21 protein-coding genes and 1 pseudogene are annotated in these 19,728 nt (G+C 65.5%); 19 read left to right on the plus strand and 3 right to left on the minus strand.

Annotated elements, in window-relative coordinates; translation table 11 throughout:
- Positions 1–132 precede the first annotated feature (132 nt).
- The 9 genes from AC1DKD_RS06680 to AC1DKD_RS06720 all read left to right on the plus strand — a co-directional run bounded on the left by AC1DKD_RS06680 (position 133) and on the right by AC1DKD_RS06720 (position 8,525).
- Complete coding sequence (locus AC1DKD_RS06680) at positions 133–846, plus strand: succinate dehydrogenase/fumarate reductase iron-sulfur subunit (protein WP_441627073.1); 714 nt, start codon at positions 133–135, stop codon at positions 844–846.
- Positions 843–1,196 carry a succinate dehydrogenase gene (locus AC1DKD_RS06685; RefSeq protein ID WP_441627071.1) on the plus strand — a complete coding sequence of 118 codons (354 nt, stop codon included), beginning with the start codon at positions 843–845 and terminating at the stop codon, positions 1,194–1,196. Before AC1DKD_RS06680 ends, AC1DKD_RS06685 begins: the two co-directional genes overlap by 4 nt.
- Positions 1,193–1,546: a succinate dehydrogenase, cytochrome b556 subunit gene (gene sdhC, locus AC1DKD_RS06690; protein WP_156177325.1), complete on the plus strand. Its 354-nt coding sequence runs from the start codon at positions 1,193–1,195 to the stop codon at positions 1,544–1,546. Before AC1DKD_RS06685 ends, sdhC begins: the two co-directional genes overlap by 4 nt.
- 64 nt (positions 1,547–1,610) lie before the next feature.
- Complete coding sequence (locus tag AC1DKD_RS06695; RefSeq protein WP_441627069.1) at positions 1,611–2,606, plus strand: Bug family tripartite tricarboxylate transporter substrate binding protein; 996 nt, start codon at positions 1,611–1,613, stop codon at positions 2,604–2,606.
- Positions 2,607–2,661: 55 nt separating this feature from the next.
- A complete protein-coding gene (locus tag AC1DKD_RS06700; RefSeq protein WP_441627067.1) occupies positions 2,662–3,537 on the plus strand; it encodes a fumarate hydratase in 876 nt (291 codons plus the stop codon).
- A 2-nt stretch (positions 3,538–3,539) separates the two neighbouring features.
- Positions 3,540–4,154: a fumarate hydratase C-terminal domain-containing protein gene (locus tag AC1DKD_RS06705; protein WP_428180691.1), complete on the plus strand. Its 615-nt coding sequence runs from the start codon at positions 3,540–3,542 to the stop codon at positions 4,152–4,154.
- Positions 4,151–5,878 (plus strand): L-aspartate oxidase, encoded by a 1,728-nt coding sequence (locus tag AC1DKD_RS06710; protein WP_441627065.1) that lies wholly within the window; start codon positions 4,151–4,153, stop codon positions 5,876–5,878. Before AC1DKD_RS06705 ends, AC1DKD_RS06710 begins: the two co-directional genes overlap by 4 nt.
- 26 nt (positions 5,879–5,904) lie before the next feature.
- Positions 5,905–6,891 (plus strand): Bug family tripartite tricarboxylate transporter substrate binding protein, encoded by a 987-nt coding sequence (locus AC1DKD_RS06715; RefSeq protein WP_441627063.1) that lies wholly within the window; start codon positions 5,905–5,907, stop codon positions 6,889–6,891.
- A gap of 8 nt (positions 6,892–6,899) precedes the next feature.
- Positions 6,900–8,525, plus strand: a complete 1,626-nt coding sequence (locus tag AC1DKD_RS06720; protein WP_441627061.1) for a thiamine pyrophosphate-binding protein — start codon at positions 6,900–6,902, stop codon at positions 8,523–8,525.
- Between the two features lie 21 nt (positions 8,526–8,546).
- On the opposite strand, the gene AC1DKD_RS06725 is transcribed toward AC1DKD_RS06720, so the two are convergent.
- Positions 8,547–9,317 (minus strand): sulfite exporter TauE/SafE family protein, encoded by a 771-nt coding sequence (locus tag AC1DKD_RS06725; RefSeq protein WP_477143118.1) that lies wholly within the window; start codon positions 9,315–9,317, stop codon positions 8,547–8,549.
- Between the two features lie 245 nt (positions 9,318–9,562).
- On the opposite strand from AC1DKD_RS06725, the gene AC1DKD_RS06730 reads away from it, so the two are divergent.
- From AC1DKD_RS06730 to AC1DKD_RS06760, 7 genes and pseudogenes are all read left to right on the plus strand, one after another.
- Positions 9,563–9,892, plus strand: a complete 330-nt coding sequence (locus AC1DKD_RS06730; RefSeq protein WP_477143119.1) for an ArsR/SmtB family transcription factor — start codon at positions 9,563–9,565, stop codon at positions 9,890–9,892.
- A 2-nt stretch (positions 9,893–9,894) separates the two neighbouring features.
- Entirely contained in the window at positions 9,895–10,383 is a 489-nt protein-coding gene (locus tag AC1DKD_RS06735) for an ArsI/CadI family heavy metal resistance metalloenzyme (RefSeq protein ID WP_441627055.1), read from the plus strand.
- A 69-nt stretch (positions 10,384–10,452) separates the two neighbouring features.
- Positions 10,453–10,965: an arsenate reductase ArsC gene (locus AC1DKD_RS06740; protein WP_441627053.1), complete on the plus strand. Its 513-nt coding sequence runs from the start codon at positions 10,453–10,455 to the stop codon at positions 10,963–10,965.
- Positions 10,962–12,026, plus strand: coding sequence for an ACR3 family arsenite efflux transporter (gene arsB, locus AC1DKD_RS06745; protein ID WP_477102598.1), 1,065 nt, complete (start codon positions 10,962–10,964; stop codon positions 12,024–12,026). The genes AC1DKD_RS06740 and arsB overlap by 4 nt, the downstream gene beginning before the upstream one ends.
- Positions 12,027–12,035: 9 nt before the next feature.
- Positions 12,036–12,458, plus strand: a complete 423-nt coding sequence (gene arsC / locus AC1DKD_RS06750; protein WP_441627049.1) for an arsenate reductase (glutaredoxin) — start codon at positions 12,036–12,038, stop codon at positions 12,456–12,458.
- On the plus strand, positions 12,455–13,219 hold the full coding sequence (gene arsH / locus AC1DKD_RS06755; protein ID WP_477143120.1) for an arsenical resistance protein ArsH: 765 nt from the start codon (positions 12,455–12,457) through the stop codon (positions 13,217–13,219). The genes arsC and arsH overlap by 4 nt, the downstream gene beginning before the upstream one ends.
- Before the next feature lie 18 nt (positions 13,220–13,237).
- Positions 13,238–13,363, plus strand: a pseudogene (locus AC1DKD_RS06760) (MFS transporter); the annotation flags it as partial.
- A gap of 75 nt (positions 13,364–13,438) precedes the next feature.
- Here AC1DKD_RS06760 and ssb read toward each other — a convergent pair.
- Both ssb and AC1DKD_RS06770 read right to left on the minus strand, forming a co-directional pair.
- The gene (ssb, locus tag AC1DKD_RS06765; RefSeq protein ID WP_477143121.1) at positions 13,439–13,990 is read right to left on the minus strand and encodes a single-stranded DNA-binding protein; all 552 of its coding nucleotides are present in this window, start codon (positions 13,988–13,990) and stop codon (positions 13,439–13,441) included.
- A 192-nt stretch (positions 13,991–14,182) separates the two neighbouring features.
- Entirely contained in the window at positions 14,183–15,439 is a 1,257-nt protein-coding gene (locus AC1DKD_RS06770) for an MFS transporter (RefSeq protein WP_441627043.1), read from the minus strand.
- 466 nt (positions 15,440–15,905) lie between these two features.
- Here AC1DKD_RS06770 and uvrA point away from each other — a divergent pair, with 466 nt between their 5' ends.
- The 3 genes from uvrA to AC1DKD_RS06785 all read left to right on the plus strand — a co-directional run bounded on the left by uvrA (position 15,906) and on the right by AC1DKD_RS06785 (position 19,728).
- Entirely contained in the window at positions 15,906–18,770 is a 2,865-nt protein-coding gene (gene uvrA / locus AC1DKD_RS06775; protein ID WP_477143122.1) for an excinuclease ABC subunit UvrA, read from the plus strand.
- A gap of 9 nt (positions 18,771–18,779) precedes the next feature.
- On the plus strand, positions 18,780–19,136 hold the full coding sequence (locus AC1DKD_RS06780; protein ID WP_441627039.1) for a hypothetical protein: 357 nt from the start codon (positions 18,780–18,782) through the stop codon (positions 19,134–19,136).
- A gap of 106 nt (positions 19,137–19,242) precedes the next feature.
- Complete coding sequence (locus AC1DKD_RS06785; protein WP_035868363.1) at positions 19,243–19,728, plus strand: adenosine-specific kinase; 486 nt, start codon at positions 19,243–19,245, stop codon at positions 19,726–19,728.

The raw sequence follows: 19,728 nt of genomic DNA on the forward strand, positions 1-19,728 counted from the left end.
CCTTTATCTGGACAAGAGAATTACTAGCTTTTTGCTCGCCATGCAATCCGGAACAATACGAGCGGACAGCCCGCATCGACAAGCGCCTCAGACAACTCGGCGGCGCACCGAAACCCTCCCCCAATCGACCCCATGACTACTCTCAACGTTCGTGTATGGCGCGGCAATGAAGACGGCGAATTCGTCTCCTACCAGGTGCCGCGCAACGCCAGCCAGACGGTACTCGACGTGGTGACCTACATCCAGCGCCACCTCGAGCCGGACCTCGGCTACCGCTTCGCCTGCCGCGTCGGCATGTGCGGCTCATGCGCCATGACCGTCAACGGCAAGGCGCGCTGGAGCTGCCGCACGCACGTCGCCAAGGTCGTGCAGGGCGACTCGCTGGAAATTGCCCCGCTGTCGAACCTGCCTGTCATCAAGGACCTCGCCACCGACATGACGGCCTTCTTCGACAAGTGGGCAGCGGCCAAAGGACAGTTCAAGGGTGCCACCACGCGCCACGACGCATTCGCCAGCGTCGAGCCCGCCTCCCCCGCGCGCAAGGCCGCCGATGCCGGCATCGAGTGCATCGGCTGCGGCGTCTGCTACGCCTCTTGCGATGTGGTCGGCTGGCGCCCCGATTACCTCGGCCCCGCCGCGATGAACCGCGCGTGGACGCTGGTCAACGATGTGCGCGACGTGGTGGGCACCGAACGCCTGCGCGCCGTTGCCGGCGACGCCGGATGCCACAGCTGCCATACGCAGGGCTCCTGCACCGAGCGTTGCCCCAAGCAGCTGGCGCCGACGGCGGGCATCGCCGGACTCAAGCGCATTGTCGCCAAGGCCGCCATCAAGGGGGAGCTATGAACAAAGCGATTTCGGTCGGTACCCAGGCCAGGCTCTGGTACTGGCAGCGCCTGAGCGCCATGGTGCTGGCGCTGTGCGTGGTGGGACACCTCATCGTCATCATGGTCGCCGTGCGCGGCGGGCTCTCCGGCGCGGAAGTGCTGGCGCGCACGCGTGGCAACTGGGCCTTCGGCGCCTTCTACGCCTGCTTCGTGCTCGCCTGCACCGTGCACGTGCCGATCGGCCTGATGCGGATCGCCCAGGAATGGCTGGCATGGCGTTCGCGCGGCGTGGTGACGGCTGCATGGCTGTTTGCCGCAGTGCTGGGCCTGGCTGGGCTGCGCGCCGTCTACGCGGTGGTGATGCCATGAAGAGAAACGACATGCGCGCCCGCAACCATGCCGCCTACTGGGCCTTCCTGATCCACCGACTTTCCGGCCTCGCGCTGGCGCTGTTCCTGCCGGTGCATTTCTGGGCGCTGGGCCATGCCATCCAGGGCGAAGCGGCGCTCGACGGCTTCCTGAAACTCACCGACAACCCGCTGTTCAAGACCGGTGAGTGGGGGCTGGTGATCCTGCTCTCGCTGCACATGATGGGCGGCGTGCGGCTCTTGCTGATCGAGTTCCGGCCGTGGACGGGCCTGCGCAAGGACTGGGTCGCGTTCAGTCTCGGTGCGGGCCTTTGCGCGGGCCTGGCATTCATGCTCTCGCTGTTTTCGTAGGCCAACAACCATGAGCGCCGCCGGCTGAAGCGTCGCCATGCCCACAACCCCAAAGGAGACCACCATGACGCTTTCCCCGAAGTCCACGATCCGCCGGCGCTGCCTTGCGCTCTGCCTCGGCGCCGCCGCAGTGGTTGCAGCCGGCAATGCGCGGGCGGATGCATGGCCGACCCGCCCGGTCACTATGGTCGTGCCGTTCGCCGCGGGCGGCAGCACCGATGTGCTCGGCCGCGTGATCGGCCAGAAGCTGAGCGAGATGTGGAAGCAGACCGTGGTGGTCGAGAACCGCCTGGGCGCGGGCGGTGCCGTCGGCGCGCAGGTCACGGCCAAGGCAGCGGCCGACGGCTATACGATGATGCTGGCCTCGGGCAGCATGTTCACGGTCAACCCGTTTATCTACCAGCGGCTGCCCTACAGCGCCAAGGACTTCACCTTCATCACCAACGTGGCCAGCGGCCCGATGCTGGTCGTCGTCAATCCCGGTGTGCCGGCCAGGAACCTGAAGGAACTGATCAGCCTGGCGAAGTCCCAGCCGGGCAAGCTCAACTTCGGCTCCGCCGGCACCGGCAGCCAGGTGCACATGGCGGGCGAGGCCTTCGCCGACGCTGCCGGGATCAACATCACGCATGTGCCCTACAAGGGCGAATCGCTTGCCTACAACGACCTGATGGCGGGGCAACTCCAGCTGATGGTCGGCAATATCGCCGCAGCCTCGCAGTTCGTGAAGGGCGGCAAGCTGCGCGCGCTCGCTGTCACCGGCAACGAGCGCTCGCCCATGCTGCCCGACGTGCCGACCGTGGCGGAAGCCGGCCTCACGGGCATGGAGAACGTGACGGGCTGGTTCGGCTTCGTGATGCCGGCGGGCACGCCACCCGAGATCGTCAGCAAGGTGCAGCAGGACACGGTCAAGGTGCTGGCGGATCCGGACACCCAGGCGCGTTTGCTCGCGCAGGGCATGAAGCCGGTCGGCAACACGCCCCAGCAACTGAGCACAGCCATCGCCACGGAATCGCAGCGATGGGAAAAGATCGTCAAGAACCGCAACCTGACGGCCAACTGAGCGCCAACTGAGCGCCCCGGCCCATCCAGGCCGGGGCCGAGCATCGAGGACAAGCATGAAGATAGATCTCACCCTCCTGGAAGACGCGGCCAGGGAACTGTATATCCGCGCGCTGAAGATACTRCCGCCCGACGTCAAGGACGGCATCGCGCAGCTGCAGGAACACGAAACCTCCGCCACGGCGCGCAGCGTGCTGGCCACCATGAGCAAGAACATCCGCATCGCGGAGGACACCGACAACCTGCTGTGCCAGGACACCGGCGTGCCGATCTACAACATGACGATCGGCACCGGCGTCGCCGTCGACGGACATGCCTTCAAGCAGGCCATCCGGCGCGGCTGCGAGCGCGCCACGCGCGAGCACCCGCTGCGTTCTTCCGTGGTGCATCCGCTGACCCGCAAGAACAACCACACTTCCTGCGGCATCGAGGTGCCGGTGATCCATATCGACTTCGACGACACGCCGGGGCGCATGACGCTGGAGATGGTGCCCAAGGGCAGCGGCTCGGAGAACAACTCCTTCCTCAAGATGGCGATTCCCGCCGAGGGCATGGATGCCATCAAGACCTTCGTCATCGACAGCGTGATCGCCGCGGGCGGCAAGACCTGCCCGCCGACCATCGTCGGCGTGGGCCTCGGCGGGACCTCGGACCTGTGCGTGGCGCTGGCCAAGCGGGCAGCCACGCGCGCGCTCGGCACGCAATGCGCCGATCCCGACGGCGCGGCGCTGGAAGCGGAACTGTCGCGGGCCGTGAACCAGCTCGGTGTCGGCCCGCAAGGCCTGGGCGGCGACGCGACCGCCTTCGCAGTGCATATCGAGCTTGCCTCGACGCATATCACGATGAACCCCATTGCCGTCAACATGCAGTGCCATTCCGCGCGGCGCGCATGCGCCACCTTCACCGCTGACGGCATCAGCTACGGATTCTGACCATGGCGCACTACGAACTCTCCACGCCCGTGACGGAGGCACAGATCCGTCAGCTGCGCGTCAACGACACCGTGACCTTGCAGCAAACCCTGTTCGGCATCCGCGACGCCACGCAGATCCATATGTTCGACCGCGGCCGCGCAACGCGTTTCGATCTCGGCGGCCATGCGGTCATCCATACCGCGCCCAATGTGCGCAAAGTGCCGGCCAGCGCGGAGCATCCCGCCGGCTACCAGCCGATCTGCATCGGCACCACCACCTCCGACCGCATGGAGCGCTTCACCCGCCCGCTGATGACGCAGAACGGCGTACGCATGATCGTCGGCAAGGGCGGCATGCGCGAAGGCTCGCAGGCGGCGTTCCAGGAACTGGGCGGCGTCTACCTGGCGATCATCGGCGGCACGGCGGCGCTGGAAACCACCTGGATCGAACAGATCGAGGACGTGGATCTCGACGACCTCAACCCCGAATCACTGTGGCGCTTCCGCATCCGCGATTTCGGCCCGCTGCTGGTGGCCATGGACAGCCACGGCAACAGTCTCTACACCGCCGTCAAACAAAACACCGCAGACCAGCGCGCTGCCGTGCTGGCCAGCCTGGGAGTGGCAAAACCATGAAGACCATCAAGCGACTGCAGACCGACGTGCTGATCCTCGGCTCCGGCGGCGCCGGGCTGTTCGCCGCGCTGCACGCGCACCAGCAAGCGCCGGAGTTGTCGATCACCGTGGCCGTGAAAGGCCTGCTGGGCAAATGCGGCTGCACCCGCATGGTCCAGGGCGGCTACAACGTGGCGCTGGCGCAGGGCGATTCGGTCGAGCGCCATTTCATGGACACCGTGGAAGGCAGCAAGTGGCTGTCAGACCAGGACCTGGCGTGGACGCTGGTCACCAAGGCGGTCGAACGCATCCACGAACTAGAGAACGAGCTGGGCTGCTTCTTCGACCGCAACCCCGATGGCACGGTCCACCAGAAGGCCTTCGCCGGGCAGACCTTCGACCGCACCGTGCACAAGGGCGACCTGACCGGCATCGAGATCATCAACCGGCTGGCCGAGCAGGTCTGGAGCCGCGGCATCAACCGGCTGGAAGAACACCGTGCCGTCGAGCTGATCAAGACGCCGGACGGCAAGTCGTTGTCCGGCGTGCTGATGATCGATATGCGCAACGGCGAATTCGTGTTCGTGCAGGCCAAGGCCGTGTTGCTGGCCACGGGCGGCGGGCCGACCATGTACAAGTTCCACACGCCCTCGGGAGACAAGAGCTGCGACGGCCTGGCGATGGCGCTGCGCGCCGGCCTGCCCCTGCGCGACATGGAGATGGTGCAGTTCCACCCCACCGGGCTGCTGGCGGGCAAGGACACGCGCATGACGGGCACCGTGCTGGAAGAAGGCCTGCGCGGCGCCGGCGGCTACCTGCTCAACGGCGACAAAGAGCGCTTCATGCACAACTACGATCCGCGCGGCGAACGCGCCACGCGCGACATCGTGTCGCGCGGGATCTATGCGGAGATGCGCGCGGGACGGACTTCGCCCAATGGCGGCGCGTATATCCAGATGAGCCATCTCGGTCCCGACAAGGTGCGCAAGCAGTTCAAGGGCATGGTCGAGCGCTGCGGGGACTGCGGCTTCGACCTTGCCGGCGATCTCGTCGAGGTGGTGCCAACCGCGCACTACATGATGGGCGGCGTGCAGTTCCGCCCCGACTGCAGCACCGAGCTGCACGGCCTGTTTGCCGCCGGCGAAGACACGGGCGGCGTGCATGGCGCGAACCGCCTGGGTGGCAACGGCGTCGCCAACTCGACCGTGTTCGGCGGCATCGCCGGCGACACCATGGCCGCCTGGACGCGGCGCAACAACACGCTGCGCGCGCCCGACGAAGCCGCGATCGCAGCCGCCATCGCCGCCATGGAAGCGCCATTCGGCAAGCCCGCCGGCAGCCTGGAACCGATCCGCGAGGCGCTGTTCGACTGCATGTGGGACCACGTCGGCATCATGCGCACGCGCGACGGCTTGCTGCGGGCTCGTCAACGCCTAGCGGAACTGGAACAGGCGCTGAAGGCAACCGGCGTCGCCGGCGGCCATCGCGCGTTCAACGTCACGTGGCACGACTGGATGAACCTCGGCAGCCTGATCGGCGTAAGCCAGGTCATCGTGGAAGCCGCTCTGTCCCGCGAGGATTCGCGCGGCGCGCATTTTCGCGAGGATTTCCCTGCGACCGGGGACCTGCCCGGGTCCAGCTTCACCGTGGTGCGCCAGCGCGACGGCATGCTGCAGCTGACCCGCTCTCCCGTGCAATTTACCCGCGTCGCTCCGGGGCAGACGATCCTGGAGGAGGCGGCCTGATGTAGTGCCTAGGTGGAGGAGACTCAATGAACAAGAAGAAGACACTGCGCGCGGCGGCGCTCGCCGCCATGCTGCTCTGCGTTGGCGGTCTTGCATCGGCCGAAAGCGCCCCTGCGCGGCCGATTACCGTTGTGGTGCCTTACAGCGCGGGCGGAGATGCGGACCTCTCGGCGCGCAACCTCTCCGCCGGGGTAAGGAACGTGACCGGCGAAACCCTGGTGGTCGTCAACAAGGCCGGCGCCGGCGGCGCCATCGGCTCGCAGTTCGTGCGCGACGCGAAGCCGAACGGACAGACGCTGCTGCTCGGCCGCGTCGGTGCGCAGGCGATCCTGCCGGCGCTGCAGCCCGACCTGGGCTACAAGTGGAATGACTTCACGCTGCTCGGGCTGCTGGAACTGAACCCGGTGGTCTGCGTGGTCAGGACGGCAGCCGCCTACAAGACGCTGGACGACCTGATCGCCGTCATCCGCAGCCAGCCCGGCAAGCTGAACTACAGCACCTCCGGCCCTGGCACGGTGCTGAACCTGACAACCCAGGCCTTGCTGCAATCGGCGCGGCTCGACAAACAGGCGGTGGTGCAGGTTGCCTACAAGGGCGGCGGCGAGGCTACCGCGGCGGTACTCTCCGGCGAAGTCGATTTCACCTGCAACAACCTGACCGCATTGATCGGAAATATCAAGGGCGGAAAACTGCGCGCGCTGGTGACCACCTCGCCGCAGCGCCTGCCGGAGCTGCCCGACGTACCGACCGCGAGCGAGACCGGCCATCCCCGGCTGGAAGCGCTCAATGGTTGGAGCGCGCTGTACGGCCCGCCGGGCATGGACCCCGCCCTGGTCGAAAAATGGGCTGCGGTGCTACCGAAAGTCGCGAGCGATCCGCAATGGAAAACCGGGGTCCTCACCATTGCCTCGATCCCCATGATCCTGTCGCCGTCCGAGACGCACAGGTTTGTCGAAGCCCAGGTGGCAATGTACGAACAATTGGGCAAGTCCCTCAACATTCAGCTCAAATAGGAATTCCCATGGCGAAGTCCCATCGCGGCGCCGATGCGCTGGCCAGCACGCTGGCCAAGGCCGGTGCCAGGCGCATATTCACCCTGTCGGGCAATCACATCATGCCGGTGTTCGACGCCTGCCTCGACGCGGAAATCGCGTTGATCCACGCGCGCCATGAAGCCGCCACCGTGCACATGGCCGATGCGTGGTCGCGCATCACGGGCGAAGTCGGCGTGGCAATGGTCACCGGCGGACCCGGCCACGCCAACGCGGTATCCGCGCTCTATACCGCGCAGATGTCGGAGTCGCCGCTGGTCCTGCTGTCTGGCCATGCGCCGAACAGCCAGCGCGGTTTTGGCGCCTTTCAGGAAATGCAGCAAGTCGAGATGGCCGCACCCGTCACCAAGGCGTCGTGGGCCTGCGCCAGCCCGGACACCGTTGCTGCCGATATCGCGCTGGCCATGCGCATCGCGGCATCCGGACGGCCCGGCCCGGTGCACCTCAGCCTGCCCACCGATGCGTTGGAAAATGCCGTGACGCATGCCGGCGTGCCGGCCTCGATCGCCACGCCGCAGGAAGCGCCCGCGCTCGATGCGCAGACGACCTCCGACGTACTGGCTTCACTGGCGGCGGCAAAGCGCCCGTTGATCCTCGCCGGTCCCGCGTGGCTCACGGCTCGCGGGCGCAGCCGCATGGCGGAACTGGAAGCGCGCACCGGCATTCCCGTCGTCGGCATGGAAAGCCCCCGTGGCAACAACGATCCGAGCCTCGGCGCCTTCGCGCAGATGCTGGCGCAGGCCGACTGCATATTGCTGCTGGGCAAGCGCCTCGACTTCACGCTGAAGTTCGGCCAGTCTCCCGCCTTCGCGGCCGGCTGCAACTTCCTGCAGATCGATGCGGACGATGCCGAGTTGGAGCGAAGCCGCCGTGCGGCCGGTGCCCGCTTGCTGCTCGCACGGCGCGCGGATATCGGCAGCGCCTTCGCGCAACTGATCGCCTGCGCGGCCGGGCGGGAGCAGCATCATGCATGGCTGGAGGACGTGAAGGCTGCAATCCGCCATCGTCCCGAATCATGGAAGACCGCGTCGTCGACGCACGCGCTGCACCCGGTCCAGGTGTGCAGTCCCCTGCAGCCGATCCTGGACAGCCATCCGGAGGCGGTGCTGGTCTCCGACGGCGGCGAATTCGGGCAATGGGCGCAAGCCTGCCTGCAAGCGCCGCACCGCGTCATCAACGGTCCGGCGGGCGCCATCGGCAGCGCCCTGCCGATGGCGCTGGCGGCGCGGCTGGCCAAGCCGGACGCGCCGGTCATCGCCATGATGGGAGACGGCACCACGGGCTTTCATATCGCCGAGTTCGACACGGCGGTACGCTACGGGCTGCCCTTCGTCGCCGTGGTTGGCAATGACGCGCGCTGGAATGCGGAGTACCAAATCCAGCTCAACAGCTACGGCAAGGACAGGCTGGTGGGATGCGAACTGCTTCCCTCGCGATACGATCAGGTCTGCGCGGCGTTTGGCGGATATGGTGAATTCGTGCAAACGCCGGAGCAGCTGTTGCCAGCGGTGCAGCGCGCCATCGCGTCGGGCCTGCCGGCCTGCGTCAATGTGCAGATGGAAGGCGTGCCCGCGCCGGTGGTGGCACGCAAGTGAGAGACGCAGCGCGCCGGTGCCCTATCCCAGCGCGCTGCGATAAACCAGGCCGAGCCCCGCAGCGATCAGGATCGTCCATACCACGCGGATCACTTTCGCCGGCGCGATGCGCCGGTGCAGCCAGCCGCCCGCGAAGTAGCCGGCAATGGCGCACGGCATCAGCAGCGCCGCCAGCGTGAAGATGGCGGCATTGGCGTACAGCCCCGCTAGCGCAAACAGTATCAACCGCCCGAACGCCGTCAGCACGATCAGCGTGCTGGTGGTGGCCCGCAACTGCGCGGCGTCTCGCAAGCGCCCTGCCAGGTAGATCGTGTAGAGCGGGCCGCCAGTGCCGAACATCGCGGTCAGCATGCCGCCCACTACGCCGAACGGCACCGACAGCCGCGTATCCAGCTCGCTGAAGCCGCGTTTGAACAGCAGGTTCCACGCGGAATACAGCAACACGAACAAGCCGTGCAACAGCAGCAGCGGACGCTCCGGCGCGAACATCAGCAGCGCCAGGCCTGCAACCATGCCAATCACGACGCTCGGCAGCAGCCGCCGCAACTCACCCACATGCACATGGCTGCGGCTGCGCACGCCCAGCAGGGTTCCCGCGACAAGATCGAAGAACAGGATCATCGGCACCGCGGTGCGCAGCGGGACGATCTGCGTGAGCAGCGGCATCGCCATGATGGAAGAGCCGAACCCCGTCAGCCCGAAGATCGTATAGGCCCACAGCRCGATGGGCGCCAGGCAGGCGAGTTCGAGGGGCGTGAGTTGCGTCTGCGAAAGGACGGATTCGATCAGCAAAATGTGAGGGGGGGCTTGAGCGATGCTGGGCGGTCCCATCATAGTAGGCAACGTCGCTTCTAGTCAACTAACTCATATATATGATTTATGGAATCAGACGGCAGTCATGAGATGCCTGTGGCCGCAAGGTTGCACTTGGGTTTTCCCTCGGCCGATGCGTCCGAATCACCTAGGCAATGTCTACGATCTTTCCGTGTCACTAACTGGCGATTGCACCAATTCCATGATTCGACTATAGTCGAATCATGGAAACCAATAACGCGCTCGAAGCGCTCGCCGCACTTGCTCACGCCATCCGTCTGGCCGTGTTCCGCCTGCTCGTGCAGGCGGGGCCTGAAGGCCTGCCGGCGRGCCGCATTGCTGAATTGATGGAGATGCCAGCCTCGTCGCTGTCGTTCCACCTCAAGGAATTGCACCGGGCCGGCCTGCTGGCAAGCCGTCAGGAAGGCCGGTCGATCATCTACATGGCTCAGTTCGAGACCATGAATGCCTTGCTTGGCTACCTCACCGAGAACTGCTGCGGCGGCACGCCGTGTTCGCCGGTACCTTCCTGTTCCGTTGCCACGGAGTCCTGACCATGAAGCGCTTTCACGTCCACGTCAGCGTGGCCGATCTGCCCGCAAGCATCCGCTACTACACCGCGCTGTTCGACGCGGAACCGACCATCGTCAGGGACGACTATGCGAAGTGGGCGCTGGAAGACCCTCGCGTGAACTTCGCCATCTCCAATCGCACCGGGATGCTCGGCATTGACCACCTGGGTATCCAGGTGGAGACGGACGCGGAACTCGCGGAGATGCAGACGCGGCTGGCCAATGCCGACCTGCCAATGCAATCGCAGGCCGCGACGAACTGCTGCTACGCGACCTCGGACAAGCATTGGTCTGTCGACCCGCAAGGCATTGCGTGGGAGTCCTTCCACACGCTCGGTAGTGCGCCGACGTATGGCGAATCGCGCAATCGCAGCGCTGAAGCCGCCGCCTGTTGCGCGCCGACCCAATTGAACACCGCTCCGAAGCAACCTGCAAAGACCGCCCGCTGCGCGCCGGAATCCGGCTGCTGCTGAGCTTTCGCTAACAACGCCTCCGCTACCGATCCTCGGACGAGGAGGCCCCTGCTCGCCCCGACGACCACTATGTCCGACAAGATCTTCAATGTCCTGGTGCTATGCACCGGCAACTCCGCCCGCAGCGTCATGGCCGAAGCACTGTTCAATGTGCTCGGCAAAGGCCGCTTCCACGCCTACAGCGCAGGCAGCCATCCGTCGGGCACGGTGAATCCCTTTGCCATCGAGCGTTGCCTGTCGATCGGCTACGACATTTCGGGCCTGCGCAGCAAGAGCTGGGACGAGTTTGCCGTACCCGGTGCGCCCAAGATGGACTTCGTCATTACCGTCTGCGACCAGGCCGCCGGCGAGGTCTGCCCGGTCTGGCCTGGCACGCCCATCACGGCGCATTGGGGCTTCCTGGATCCCGCAGCCATTCAGGGCTCCGACGAAGAGAAGCGCAAGGTGTTCGACCAGGTGTTCCGCCAGATCCTGAATCGCGTGCGCCAGTTCGTGAACCTGCCATTGCACGTGCTGGACCGCAACGCCATCCAGAGGGGCATGCGCGCCATCGGCGAACAACTCGTGGAGTCAGGGGAATGAGCACGGCACAACGGACGGCCGGGGCAAGGCAACCCAGTGCCATCGGCTTCTTTGAGCGCTACCTGACCGTCTGGGTTGCGCTCTGTATCGTCGCCGGCATCCTGCTCGGCCAATGGTTGCCAGCGGTGTTCCATGCGATCGGCGCCATGCAAGTGGCGCAGGTGAACCTGCCGGTGGGCGCGCTGATCTGGATCATGATCGTTCCCATGCTGATCAAGATCGACTTCGGCGCGATGGGCCAGGTCGCGGGCCACTGGCGCGGTATCGGCGTGACGCTCTTCGTGAACTGGCTCGTGAAGCCATTCTCGATGGCATTGCTGGGGTGGATCTTCGTTCGCCACCTTTTCGCGGCATGGCTGCCGGCCGACCAGCTCGACAGCTACATAGCCGGCCTGATTCTGCTGGCCGCGGCGCCTTGTACCGCGATGGTTTTCGTCTGGTCGCAGCTCTGCAAGGGCGATCCGTATTTCACGCTGTCGCAGGTGGCGCTCAACGACGCGATCATGGTCGTGGCCTTCGCGCCTGTCGTCGGCCTGCTGCTGGGCCTTTCTTCGATCACCGTCCCGTGGGATACGCTCATCGCCTCGGTCGGGCTCTACATCGTCATTCCGGTGCTGATCGCGCAGGTCATCCGCAAGGCGCTGCTGGCCCGCGGCGAAGCCACATACAAGCGCGTTGTCAACGCATTGGGCCCCTATTCGATCACAGCACTGCTCGCCACGCTCGTGCTGCTCTTCGGCTTCCAGGGCAATGCAATCGTCGAACAGCCCTTGATCATTCTCTTGCTGGCCGTGCCAATCCTGATCCAGGTACTGCTGAACTCCGGCCTGGCCTACCTGCTGAACCGCAAGCTCGGCGTAGCCCACTGCGTGGCTGGCCCATCGGCACTGATCGGCGCAAGCAACTTCTTCGAACTGGCCGTGGCTACCGCCATCGGCATCTTCGGCTTTCAATCCGGCGCGGCGCTCGCCACCGTCGTGGGCGTGCTGATCGAAGTGCCGGTGATGCTCTTCGTTGTGGGCGTGGTCAACCGCTCGCAGCGCTGGTACGAATCGCATTGAGGAACCAACATGTCCGTCACCATCTATCACAACCCTGCGTGCGGCACGTCGCGCAACACTCTGGCCATGATCCGCAATGCTGGCATCGAGCCGATCGTCATCGAATACCTGAACACGCCACCGGACCGGCAGACGTTGCAGGCGATGATCCGCGATGCTGGCCTTACCGTGCGCGAAGCTATCCGCGAGAAGGGCACGCCCTACGCCGAACTGGGTCTCTCCGATCCGGCGCTGACCGATGACCAGTTGCTCGATGCCATGCTGACCCATCCTATCCTGATTAACCGGCCCTTCGTCGTCACGAAGCTTGGCGTGCGGCTGTGCCGGCCGTCGGAAGTCGTGATCGACATCTTGTCCTCGCCTCAGCAAGGCGCGTTCTCCAAGGAGGACGGTGAGGTCGTGATCGATGCACAAGGACGGAAGGTCCAATGAGCACGAACTTGCCCAACATCGTGTCCGCTGTACTCGGCACGCCTGACCTGCACAAGCTGGAGCCCRCACGCATCAGCACCCATCCGCCCCGGATCCTGCTGCTATACGGTTCGCTGCGCGAGACGTCGTACAGCCGCCTGCTCGTGCAGGAAGCCGAACGGATTCTGCAGCATTTTGGCGCGGAGACCCGCGTGTTCAACCCACATGGCCTGCCCATGGCCGACAGCGTGCCGGCGGACCATCCGAAGGTGGTCGAACTGCGCAAGCTCTCGGAGTGGTCGGAGGGTCAGGTGTGGTGCAGTCCCGAACGCCACGGCACGCTGACTGCCGTCTTCAAGAACCAGATTGACTGGCTGCCGCTGGAGATGGGCGGGATTCGGCCCACACAGGGGCGTACGCTGGCGGTGATGCAGGTCTGCGGCGGCTCGCAGTCGTTCAACGCCGTCAACGCGCTACGCGTGCTGGGGCGCTGGATGCGAATGGTGACGATCCCGAACCAGTCATCTGTCGCCAAGGCGTACCAGGAATTCGACGCCAACGGCCGCATGAAACCCTCCTCCTACTACGACCGCCTGGTCGATGTCATGGAGGAACTCTACAAGTTCACGCTGCTGGTTCGCGATCGCAGCGACTACCTGACGGACCGGTACAGCGAGCGCAAGGAAGCAGCGCCGGCTATTGCCGCCACGCTCGCGGCGGCAGCAATGAGTCATGAGAAGGACGCTCAGGTCAGCGATACCGATAGCGGCGAAGTCGAGTAATCAACGAACGGGATGGCCATGGAGCCAACAAGTAGTGTGGTCGCCAGGCTGGGCATTGCCCAGACACTGGCATGGGGTTCAACCTACCATCTGCCAGCCATGCTGGCCACGCCCATGGCCCGGGATCTCGGCGTATCACCGCCCCAGAAGATACGGATCCAAAAGAAAAAACCCCGCTTGTAGGCGGGGTTGATCTTTACAGGTTCTGATTACGCAAGGTTAAAACGGAATATCGTCGTCCATATCCTCAAACCCGTTCGACGGCGCCTGCTGCTGACGGCGCGCAGCGCCACCCTGCTGGCCACCGGCCGCCTGGCCACCACCGCTGCGTGCACCACCACCGTAGCCGCCACCGCCACCGCCCGACGATTCACGGCCACCGCCGTAACCGCCGCCGCCCATGTCGTCACCACCGCGGTCACCGCCGCCCATGCCCTGGCGCGAGCCCAGCATCTGCATCTGSTCSGCGACGATYTCGGTGCTGTACTTKTCCKSGCCRGMTTGGTCSKKCCACTTGCGSGTGCGRATGCGGCCTTCGATATAGACCKRCGAGCCCTTGCGCAGGTATTGGCCAGCGATTTCGGCCAGCTTGCCGAAGAAGGCGATGCGGTGCCACTCGGTGGCTTCCTTCATTTCGCCACTGGTCTTGTCCTTGTAGCGGTCGGTGGTCGCCAGGCGGATGTTGCTCACTGCGTCGCCGCTGGGCAGGTAGCGGGTTTCGGGGTCCGCGCCCAGGTTGCCGACGAGGATGACTTTGTTGATCGATGCCATGTGAATGTTCTCCCAGGGCCACGCCCTCTGCTGCAAGCGGCGTGGCAATGCCTTGACTGATGCGTAAACGAATAACGCGCCCCCGGCCAAGAAGTCGGACGCGCGGTCATGCTAGTGCCTATTTGCGGCAAAAAGCTTTACGAAGTGATGCGGCCGGCCCTTTCAGGCCGGCCGCCACGCTGGCCGCCCACTTCAGGCGGCGACGGCCGGGGAACTGCTCTTCCGGGCCGGCGGCGACTTCATGTTCCAGGCGATTATAAGCCAGAGCAGCAGTACCACGGCACAGCCGAGGAAGACCGCGCCGCGACCTTCGTGCTTGAGCAGCCAGCCACCGACCACACCGCCCAGGAACAGGCCCATCGCCTGCGTGGTGTTGTAAACGCCAAGCGCCGCCCCGCGCGCGGCGGCGGCATAGCGCGACACCAGCGAGGGCTGCATCGCCTCCAGCACGTTGAATGCCACGAAGAACAGCAGCAGCACACCTACGATTCCCCACAAACCGTGCACGGCGGCGAACATCAACTGCACCGCGGTCATCAATCCAACCGCGCCGAGCAGCACCGGGCGCACCTTGCCGTAGCGCTCGGCGGCCATCATTGGCCCGAGCATCAGCACGAACGAGACCAGCACCACCGGCAGGTAGACCTTCCAGTGCTGATCCAGCGGCATGCCGGCGTCGCTGAGCATGGCCGGCACGACCATGAACATGGCCACCTGGGACGCGTGCAAGGCCAGCACGCCGACATTCAGGCGGATCAGGTCCGCATTGAGCAGCACGGCGCGGAACGGCAGCCGCACGGGATGCGGCGGCGGCGGCGTGGGCACCAGGAACAGCGTCACCAGGATCGCGATCACGCCCAGCACCGACATCAGCGTGAAGATGCCCGGCATGCCGATGCTGTGCAGCAGCGGCGAGGCAATCACCAGCGACAGCGCGAAGGTCAGGCCGATGCTGCCTCCCACCATTGCCATGGCCTTGGTGCGGTGCTGCTCGCGGGTGAGATCTGCGATGCAGGCGGTAATGGCGGCGGAGATCGCGCCCATGCCCTGCAGCGCACGGCCGAGGATGATGCCGGTGAGCGTGTCCGAACCGGCCGCCACCAGGCCACCGGCGATGAACAGCAGCAGGCCCGCCACCATCACCGGCTTGCGGCCGACGCGGTCGGACAGCCAGCCCAGCGGAATGTGCAGGAAAGCTTGCATCAGGCCGTAGATGCCCATGGCCAGGCCCACACGCTGGGCGTCGTGTCCGTCGGGCAGGCCGCTGGCGTATTCGGTGAAGACGGGCAGGATCAGGAACAGGCCCAGCATGCGCAGCGCGAAGATGCTGGCCAGCGAAATGCTGGCCCGCAGTTCCATACGGGTCATGCGGTCGCGCCCGGCGGCGGGCTGAACCTTGGAATCGTCGGCCTTGGCCGCATCTTGGGAGGAGCTATGGATCGACGACATTGCGATCGTGGGGAGTTTCTCTGACGGATTGCCGGCTCGTGCACCGCGCACGTACCGCATCACCCCGATGCTGACGGGGCGGCGACAACTTCGATCCATGGCCGGAGCGGAAGTTGCGGCCCCGGAAATTGCGGCCCCTTCTGTCACCGTTGCGCCRGGCGCCCGGCAGGACGGAAGCATCCTTGCCTGACAACCCTCAGCAGCATGCCGGATGTGGGCATTGCAGGACACGTCTGATGGCCCATGCAACCCCCGGAAACCGAAGTTCGGTATATTAACAGGTTTGCTCCGCTGCGCTTTAGGGTCCGGATCGGACGCCGCAAGCCCCGGCGCAGGCTGGCAAAGCCCGGCCTGGGGCTGGCCTGAAGCCGGCTGCAGCCCTGCTGGCATGCTTTTTTCTTGAAATTCCGTGAGACCCGGCCTGTCGACCTGACCGGCGGCCCCGCCTGGCGAAGACAATCGGTATATGGAAGAAATTAGAATCCGTGGTGCCCGTACCCACAACCTGAAGAACATCAATCTCGATCTGCCGCGCAACAAGCTGATCGTGATTACCGGGCTGTCCGGATCGGGCAAGTCCTCSCTCGCYTTCGACACSMTSTACGCGGAGGGCCAGCGCCGCTATGTGGAGTCGCTGTCGGCCTACGCGCGCCAGTTCCTGCAACTGATGGAAAAGCCGGACGTCGACCTGATCGAAGGGCTTTCGCCGGCGATCGCCATCGAACAGAAGGCCACCAGCCACAACCCGCGCTCAACCGTGGGAACGGTCACCGAGATCCACGACTACCTGCGCCTGCTGTACGCCCGCGCCGGTACGCCTTACTGCCCCGATCACAATCTGCCCTTGCAGGCGCAAAGCGTGTCGCAGATGGTGGACGCCGCGCTGGCGCTGCCGGAAGACACCAAACTGATGATCCTTGCGCCGGTGGTGGCCAACCGCAAGGGCGAGCATTCCGACCTGTTCGACACCATGCAGGCGCAGGGCTTCGTGCGCTTTCGCGTGCGTTCGGGCGGCGGCACCACGCATGAGGCGCCGGCCGTGGTCTACGAGGTGGACGCGCTGCCCAAGCTGAAGAAGACCGAGAAACACTCCATCGAGGTGGTGGTGGACCGCGTCAAGGTGCGCCCCGACATCAAGCAGCGGCTGGCGGAATCGTTCGAGACCGCCCTGCGCCTGGCCGACGGCCGCGCCGTCGCGCTGGAGATCGATACCAGCCAGGAGCACGTGTTCAGCTCCAAGTTCGCCTGCCCGATCTGCTCGTACTCGCTCCAGGAACTCGAGCCGCGCCTGTTCTCGTTCAACAATCCGATGGGCGCCTGCCCGACCTGCGACGGCCTGGGCCAGATCACCTTTTTCGACCCCAAGCGGGTGGTGGCCTTCCCCAACCTGTCGCTGGCCTCGGGCGCCATCAAGGGCTGGGACCGCCGCAACCAGTTCTACTTCCAGATGCTGCAGAGCCTGGCGGCCTACTACGAGTTCGAACTCGATACGGCCTTCGAGGACCTGCCGGCCGAGGTGCAGGAAGTCGTGCTGCATGGCTCCGGCGAAGTGGAGATCCCGTTCACCTATATGAACGAGCGCGGCCGCACCACGGTGCGCGAGCATGCCTTCGAGGGCATCATCCCCAACCTGGAGCGGCGTTACCGCGAGACCGACTCGATCGCGGTGCGCGAGGAACTGGCCAAGTACCAGAACAACCAGGCCTGCCCCGCCTGCCATGGCACCCGCCTGCGCACCGAGGCGCGCCATGTCAAGCTGGGCGAAAACGACCAGGCGCGCGCCATCTACGAGATCAATGGCTGGCCGCTGCGCGACGCGCTCACGTATTTCCTTACGCTGGACATGCACGGCGCCAAGCGCGAGATTGCCGACAAGATCGTCAAGGAAATCAGCGCGCGCCTGAACTTCCTCAATAACGTGGGACTGGATTACCTGTCGCTGGAACGCAGCGCCGACACGCTGTCGGGCGGCGAGGCGYAGCGCATCCGGCTGGCTTCGCAGATCGGCTCGGGACTGACCGGCGTGATGTATGTGCTSGAYGARCCATCSATCGGCCTGCACCARCGCGACAACGACCGGCTGATCGGCACSCTCAAGCAYCTGCGCGAYATCGGCAACTCCGTGCTGGTGGTCGAGCACGATGAAGACATGATCCGCGCCTGCGACTACGTGGTCGACATCGGCCCGGGCGCGGGCGTGCATGGCGGCATGATCGTCGCCGAAGGCACGCCTCTGCAGATCGAGCAATCGGCCAACTCRCTCACCGGCCAGTACATGTCCGGCGCGCGCCGCATCGAGGTGCCCAAGGAGCGCGCCGCGCCCGATGAGGAAAAGCTGCTGCGCATCATCAATGCCACCGGCAACAACCTGCGCAATGTCAGCGCCGATATCCCGGTGGGCCTGCTCACCTGCGTGACCGGCGTCTCCGGYTCGGGCAAGTCGACGCTGATCAACGACACGCTCTACCACGCGGTGGCGCGCCACCTGTACGGCTCCACCGCCGAGCCCGCGGCGCACGACCGCATCGATGGGCTGGAGCACTTCGACAAGGTCATCAACGTCGACCAGAGCCCGATCGGCCGTACCCCGCGCTCAAACCCCGCCACCTACACCGGCCTGTTCACRCCGATCCGCGAGCTGTTCGCCGGCGTGCCGTCGGCCAAGGAGCGCGGCTACGATCCGGGCCGCTTCTCGTTCAACGTCAAGGGCGGCCGCTGCGAAGCCTGCCAGGGCGATGGCGTGATCAAGGTCGAGATGCACTTCCTCCCCGACGTGTACGTGCCTTGCGACGTCTGCCACGGCAAGCGCTACAACCGCGAAACGCTGGAGGTGCTCTACAAGGGCAAGAACATCCACGAAGTGCTCGACATGACGGTGGAGCAGGCGCACGAGTTCTTCCTGGCGGTGCCGGTGGTCCGGCGCAAGCTGAAAACGCTGCTCGATGTCGGCCTCGGCTACATCCGCCTGGGCCAGTCCGCGACCACGTTGTCGGGCGGCGAGGCGCAGCGCGTCAAGCTGTCGCTGGAACTGTCGAAGCGCGACACCGGCCGCACGCTCTACRTCCTGGACGAGCCCACCACGGGCCTGCACTTCCACGATATCGAGCTGTTGCTCAAGGTCATCCACAAGCTGCGCGACCAGGGCAATACGGTGGTCATCATCGAGCACAACCTCGACGTGATCAAGACCGCCGACTGGCTGCTCGACATGGGCCCCGAAGGCGGCGCCGGCGGCGGCCAGGTGATCGCCAAGGGCACGCCGGAAGCCGTGGCCGCGAGCAAGGCCAGCTTTACCGGCAAGTACCTGGCGCCGCTGCTCGAGCGCCGCTGAGTGGGTGCCGTGCGCCTGGGTTCCCGCCTGATCCTTTGCGCCTGGCAATGCGCGCTGCTGCTCGGCGGCGCCATTGCCGCCAGCCCGGCCGCGGCGCAGGCGACCGTCACACCGATCGACCTGGCCGCGCCGCAGGCGCGCGCGCTCGAAGAGCCAGCCGCGCCAGCGGCATCCGCCCCTTCCACGCAAGCCGCCCGGCCAGCGGAGCCCGCCAGCGCGGCCCAAGCCGCAAGCAATACCGGCGGCGGGATGTTTGCCACCGTGTCCTTGACGACAGGCGGCGCGCTCCTGCTCGCGGCTATCGCAATCATGCTCCGGCACATGCGAAGCCGGCGCCGCAACGGCACGTCCCCGCCGGGCAAGTAGTCCCGCGCGGCACCTTGCATTCGACCCTGCCCGGCCTACCATAGACTGCGAAGGGCCATTCGAAGCCGATCTGACGACTGACGCAGGCCAACGCAGGAGCACGGCCATGGAGTTCATCGTAGTGCCGGTCACCAAGCCCGAGGCGACCAATTTCATCTTTGGACAGTCGCATTTCATCAAGACCGTGGACGATATCCACGAGGCGCTCGTCGGCGCGGTGCCGGGCATCCGGTTCGGCCTGGCGTTCTGCGAGGCCTCGGGCAAGCGCCTGGTGCGCTGGTCCGGCACCGACGATGCCATGATCGACCTGGCCTGCGAGAACGCGATGGCGATCGGCGCCGGCCACAGCTTCCTGCTGTTTCTTGGCGATGGCTTTTATCCCGTCAATGTGCTGACCGCGGTGCGCGCGGTGCCGGAAGTATGCAGGATCTACTGCGCCACGGCCAACCCGACCGAAGTGGTGGTGGCGCAGACCGCGCAGGGGCGCGCGGTGCTTGGCGTGGTCGATGGCGCTTCGCCGCTCGGGCTGGAAACCGAGCTCGACATTGCGTGGCGGCGGGACCTGCTTCGGGAGATCGGCTACAAACTGTAG

The sequence above is a fragment of the Cupriavidus sp. 05T313 genome, from assembly GCF_056396665.1.

Bases quoted from the DNA above. Each gene is read 5' to 3' on its own strand.
- AC1DKD_RS06715 (WP_441627063.1), top strand. From the start codon at position 5,905: ATGAACAAGAAGAAGACACTGCGCGCGGCGGCGCTCGCCGCCATGCTG.
- AC1DKD_RS06680 (WP_441627073.1), top strand. From the start codon at position 133: ATGACTACTCTCAACGTTCGTGTATGGCGCGGCAATGAAGACGGCGAA.
- AC1DKD_RS06685 (WP_441627071.1), top strand. From the start codon at position 843: ATGAACAAAGCGATTTCGGTCGGTACCCAGGCCAGGCTCTGGTACTGG.
- AC1DKD_RS06710 (WP_441627065.1), top strand. From the start codon at position 4,151: ATGAAGACCATCAAGCGACTGCAGACCGACGTGCTGATCCTCGGCTCC.
- sdhC (WP_156177325.1), top strand. From the start codon at position 1,193: ATGAAGAGAAACGACATGCGCGCCCGCAACCATGCCGCCTACTGGGCC.
- AC1DKD_RS06770 (WP_441627043.1), bottom strand. From the start codon at position 15,439: ATGTCGTCGATCCATAGCTCCTCCCAAGATGCGGCCAAGGCCGACGAT.
- AC1DKD_RS06705 (WP_428180691.1), top strand. From the start codon at position 3,540: ATGGCGCACTACGAACTCTCCACGCCCGTGACGGAGGCACAGATCCGT.
- AC1DKD_RS06735 (WP_441627055.1), top strand. From the start codon at position 9,895: ATGAAGCGCTTTCACGTCCACGTCAGCGTGGCCGATCTGCCCGCAAGC.
- AC1DKD_RS06695 (WP_441627069.1), top strand. From the start codon at position 1,611: ATGACGCTTTCCCCGAAGTCCACGATCCGCCGGCGCTGCCTTGCGCTC.
- arsC (WP_441627049.1), top strand. From the start codon at position 12,036: ATGTCCGTCACCATCTATCACAACCCTGCGTGCGGCACGTCGCGCAAC.
- AC1DKD_RS06740 (WP_441627053.1), top strand. From the start codon at position 10,453: ATGTCCGACAAGATCTTCAATGTCCTGGTGCTATGCACCGGCAACTCC.
- AC1DKD_RS06785 (WP_035868363.1), top strand. From the start codon at position 19,243: ATGGAGTTCATCGTAGTGCCGGTCACCAAGCCCGAGGCGACCAATTTC.
- arsB (WP_477102598.1), top strand. From the start codon at position 10,962: ATGAGCACGGCACAACGGACGGCCGGGGCAAGGCAACCCAGTGCCATC.
- AC1DKD_RS06720 (WP_441627061.1), top strand. From the start codon at position 6,900: ATGGCGAAGTCCCATCGCGGCGCCGATGCGCTGGCCAGCACGCTGGCC.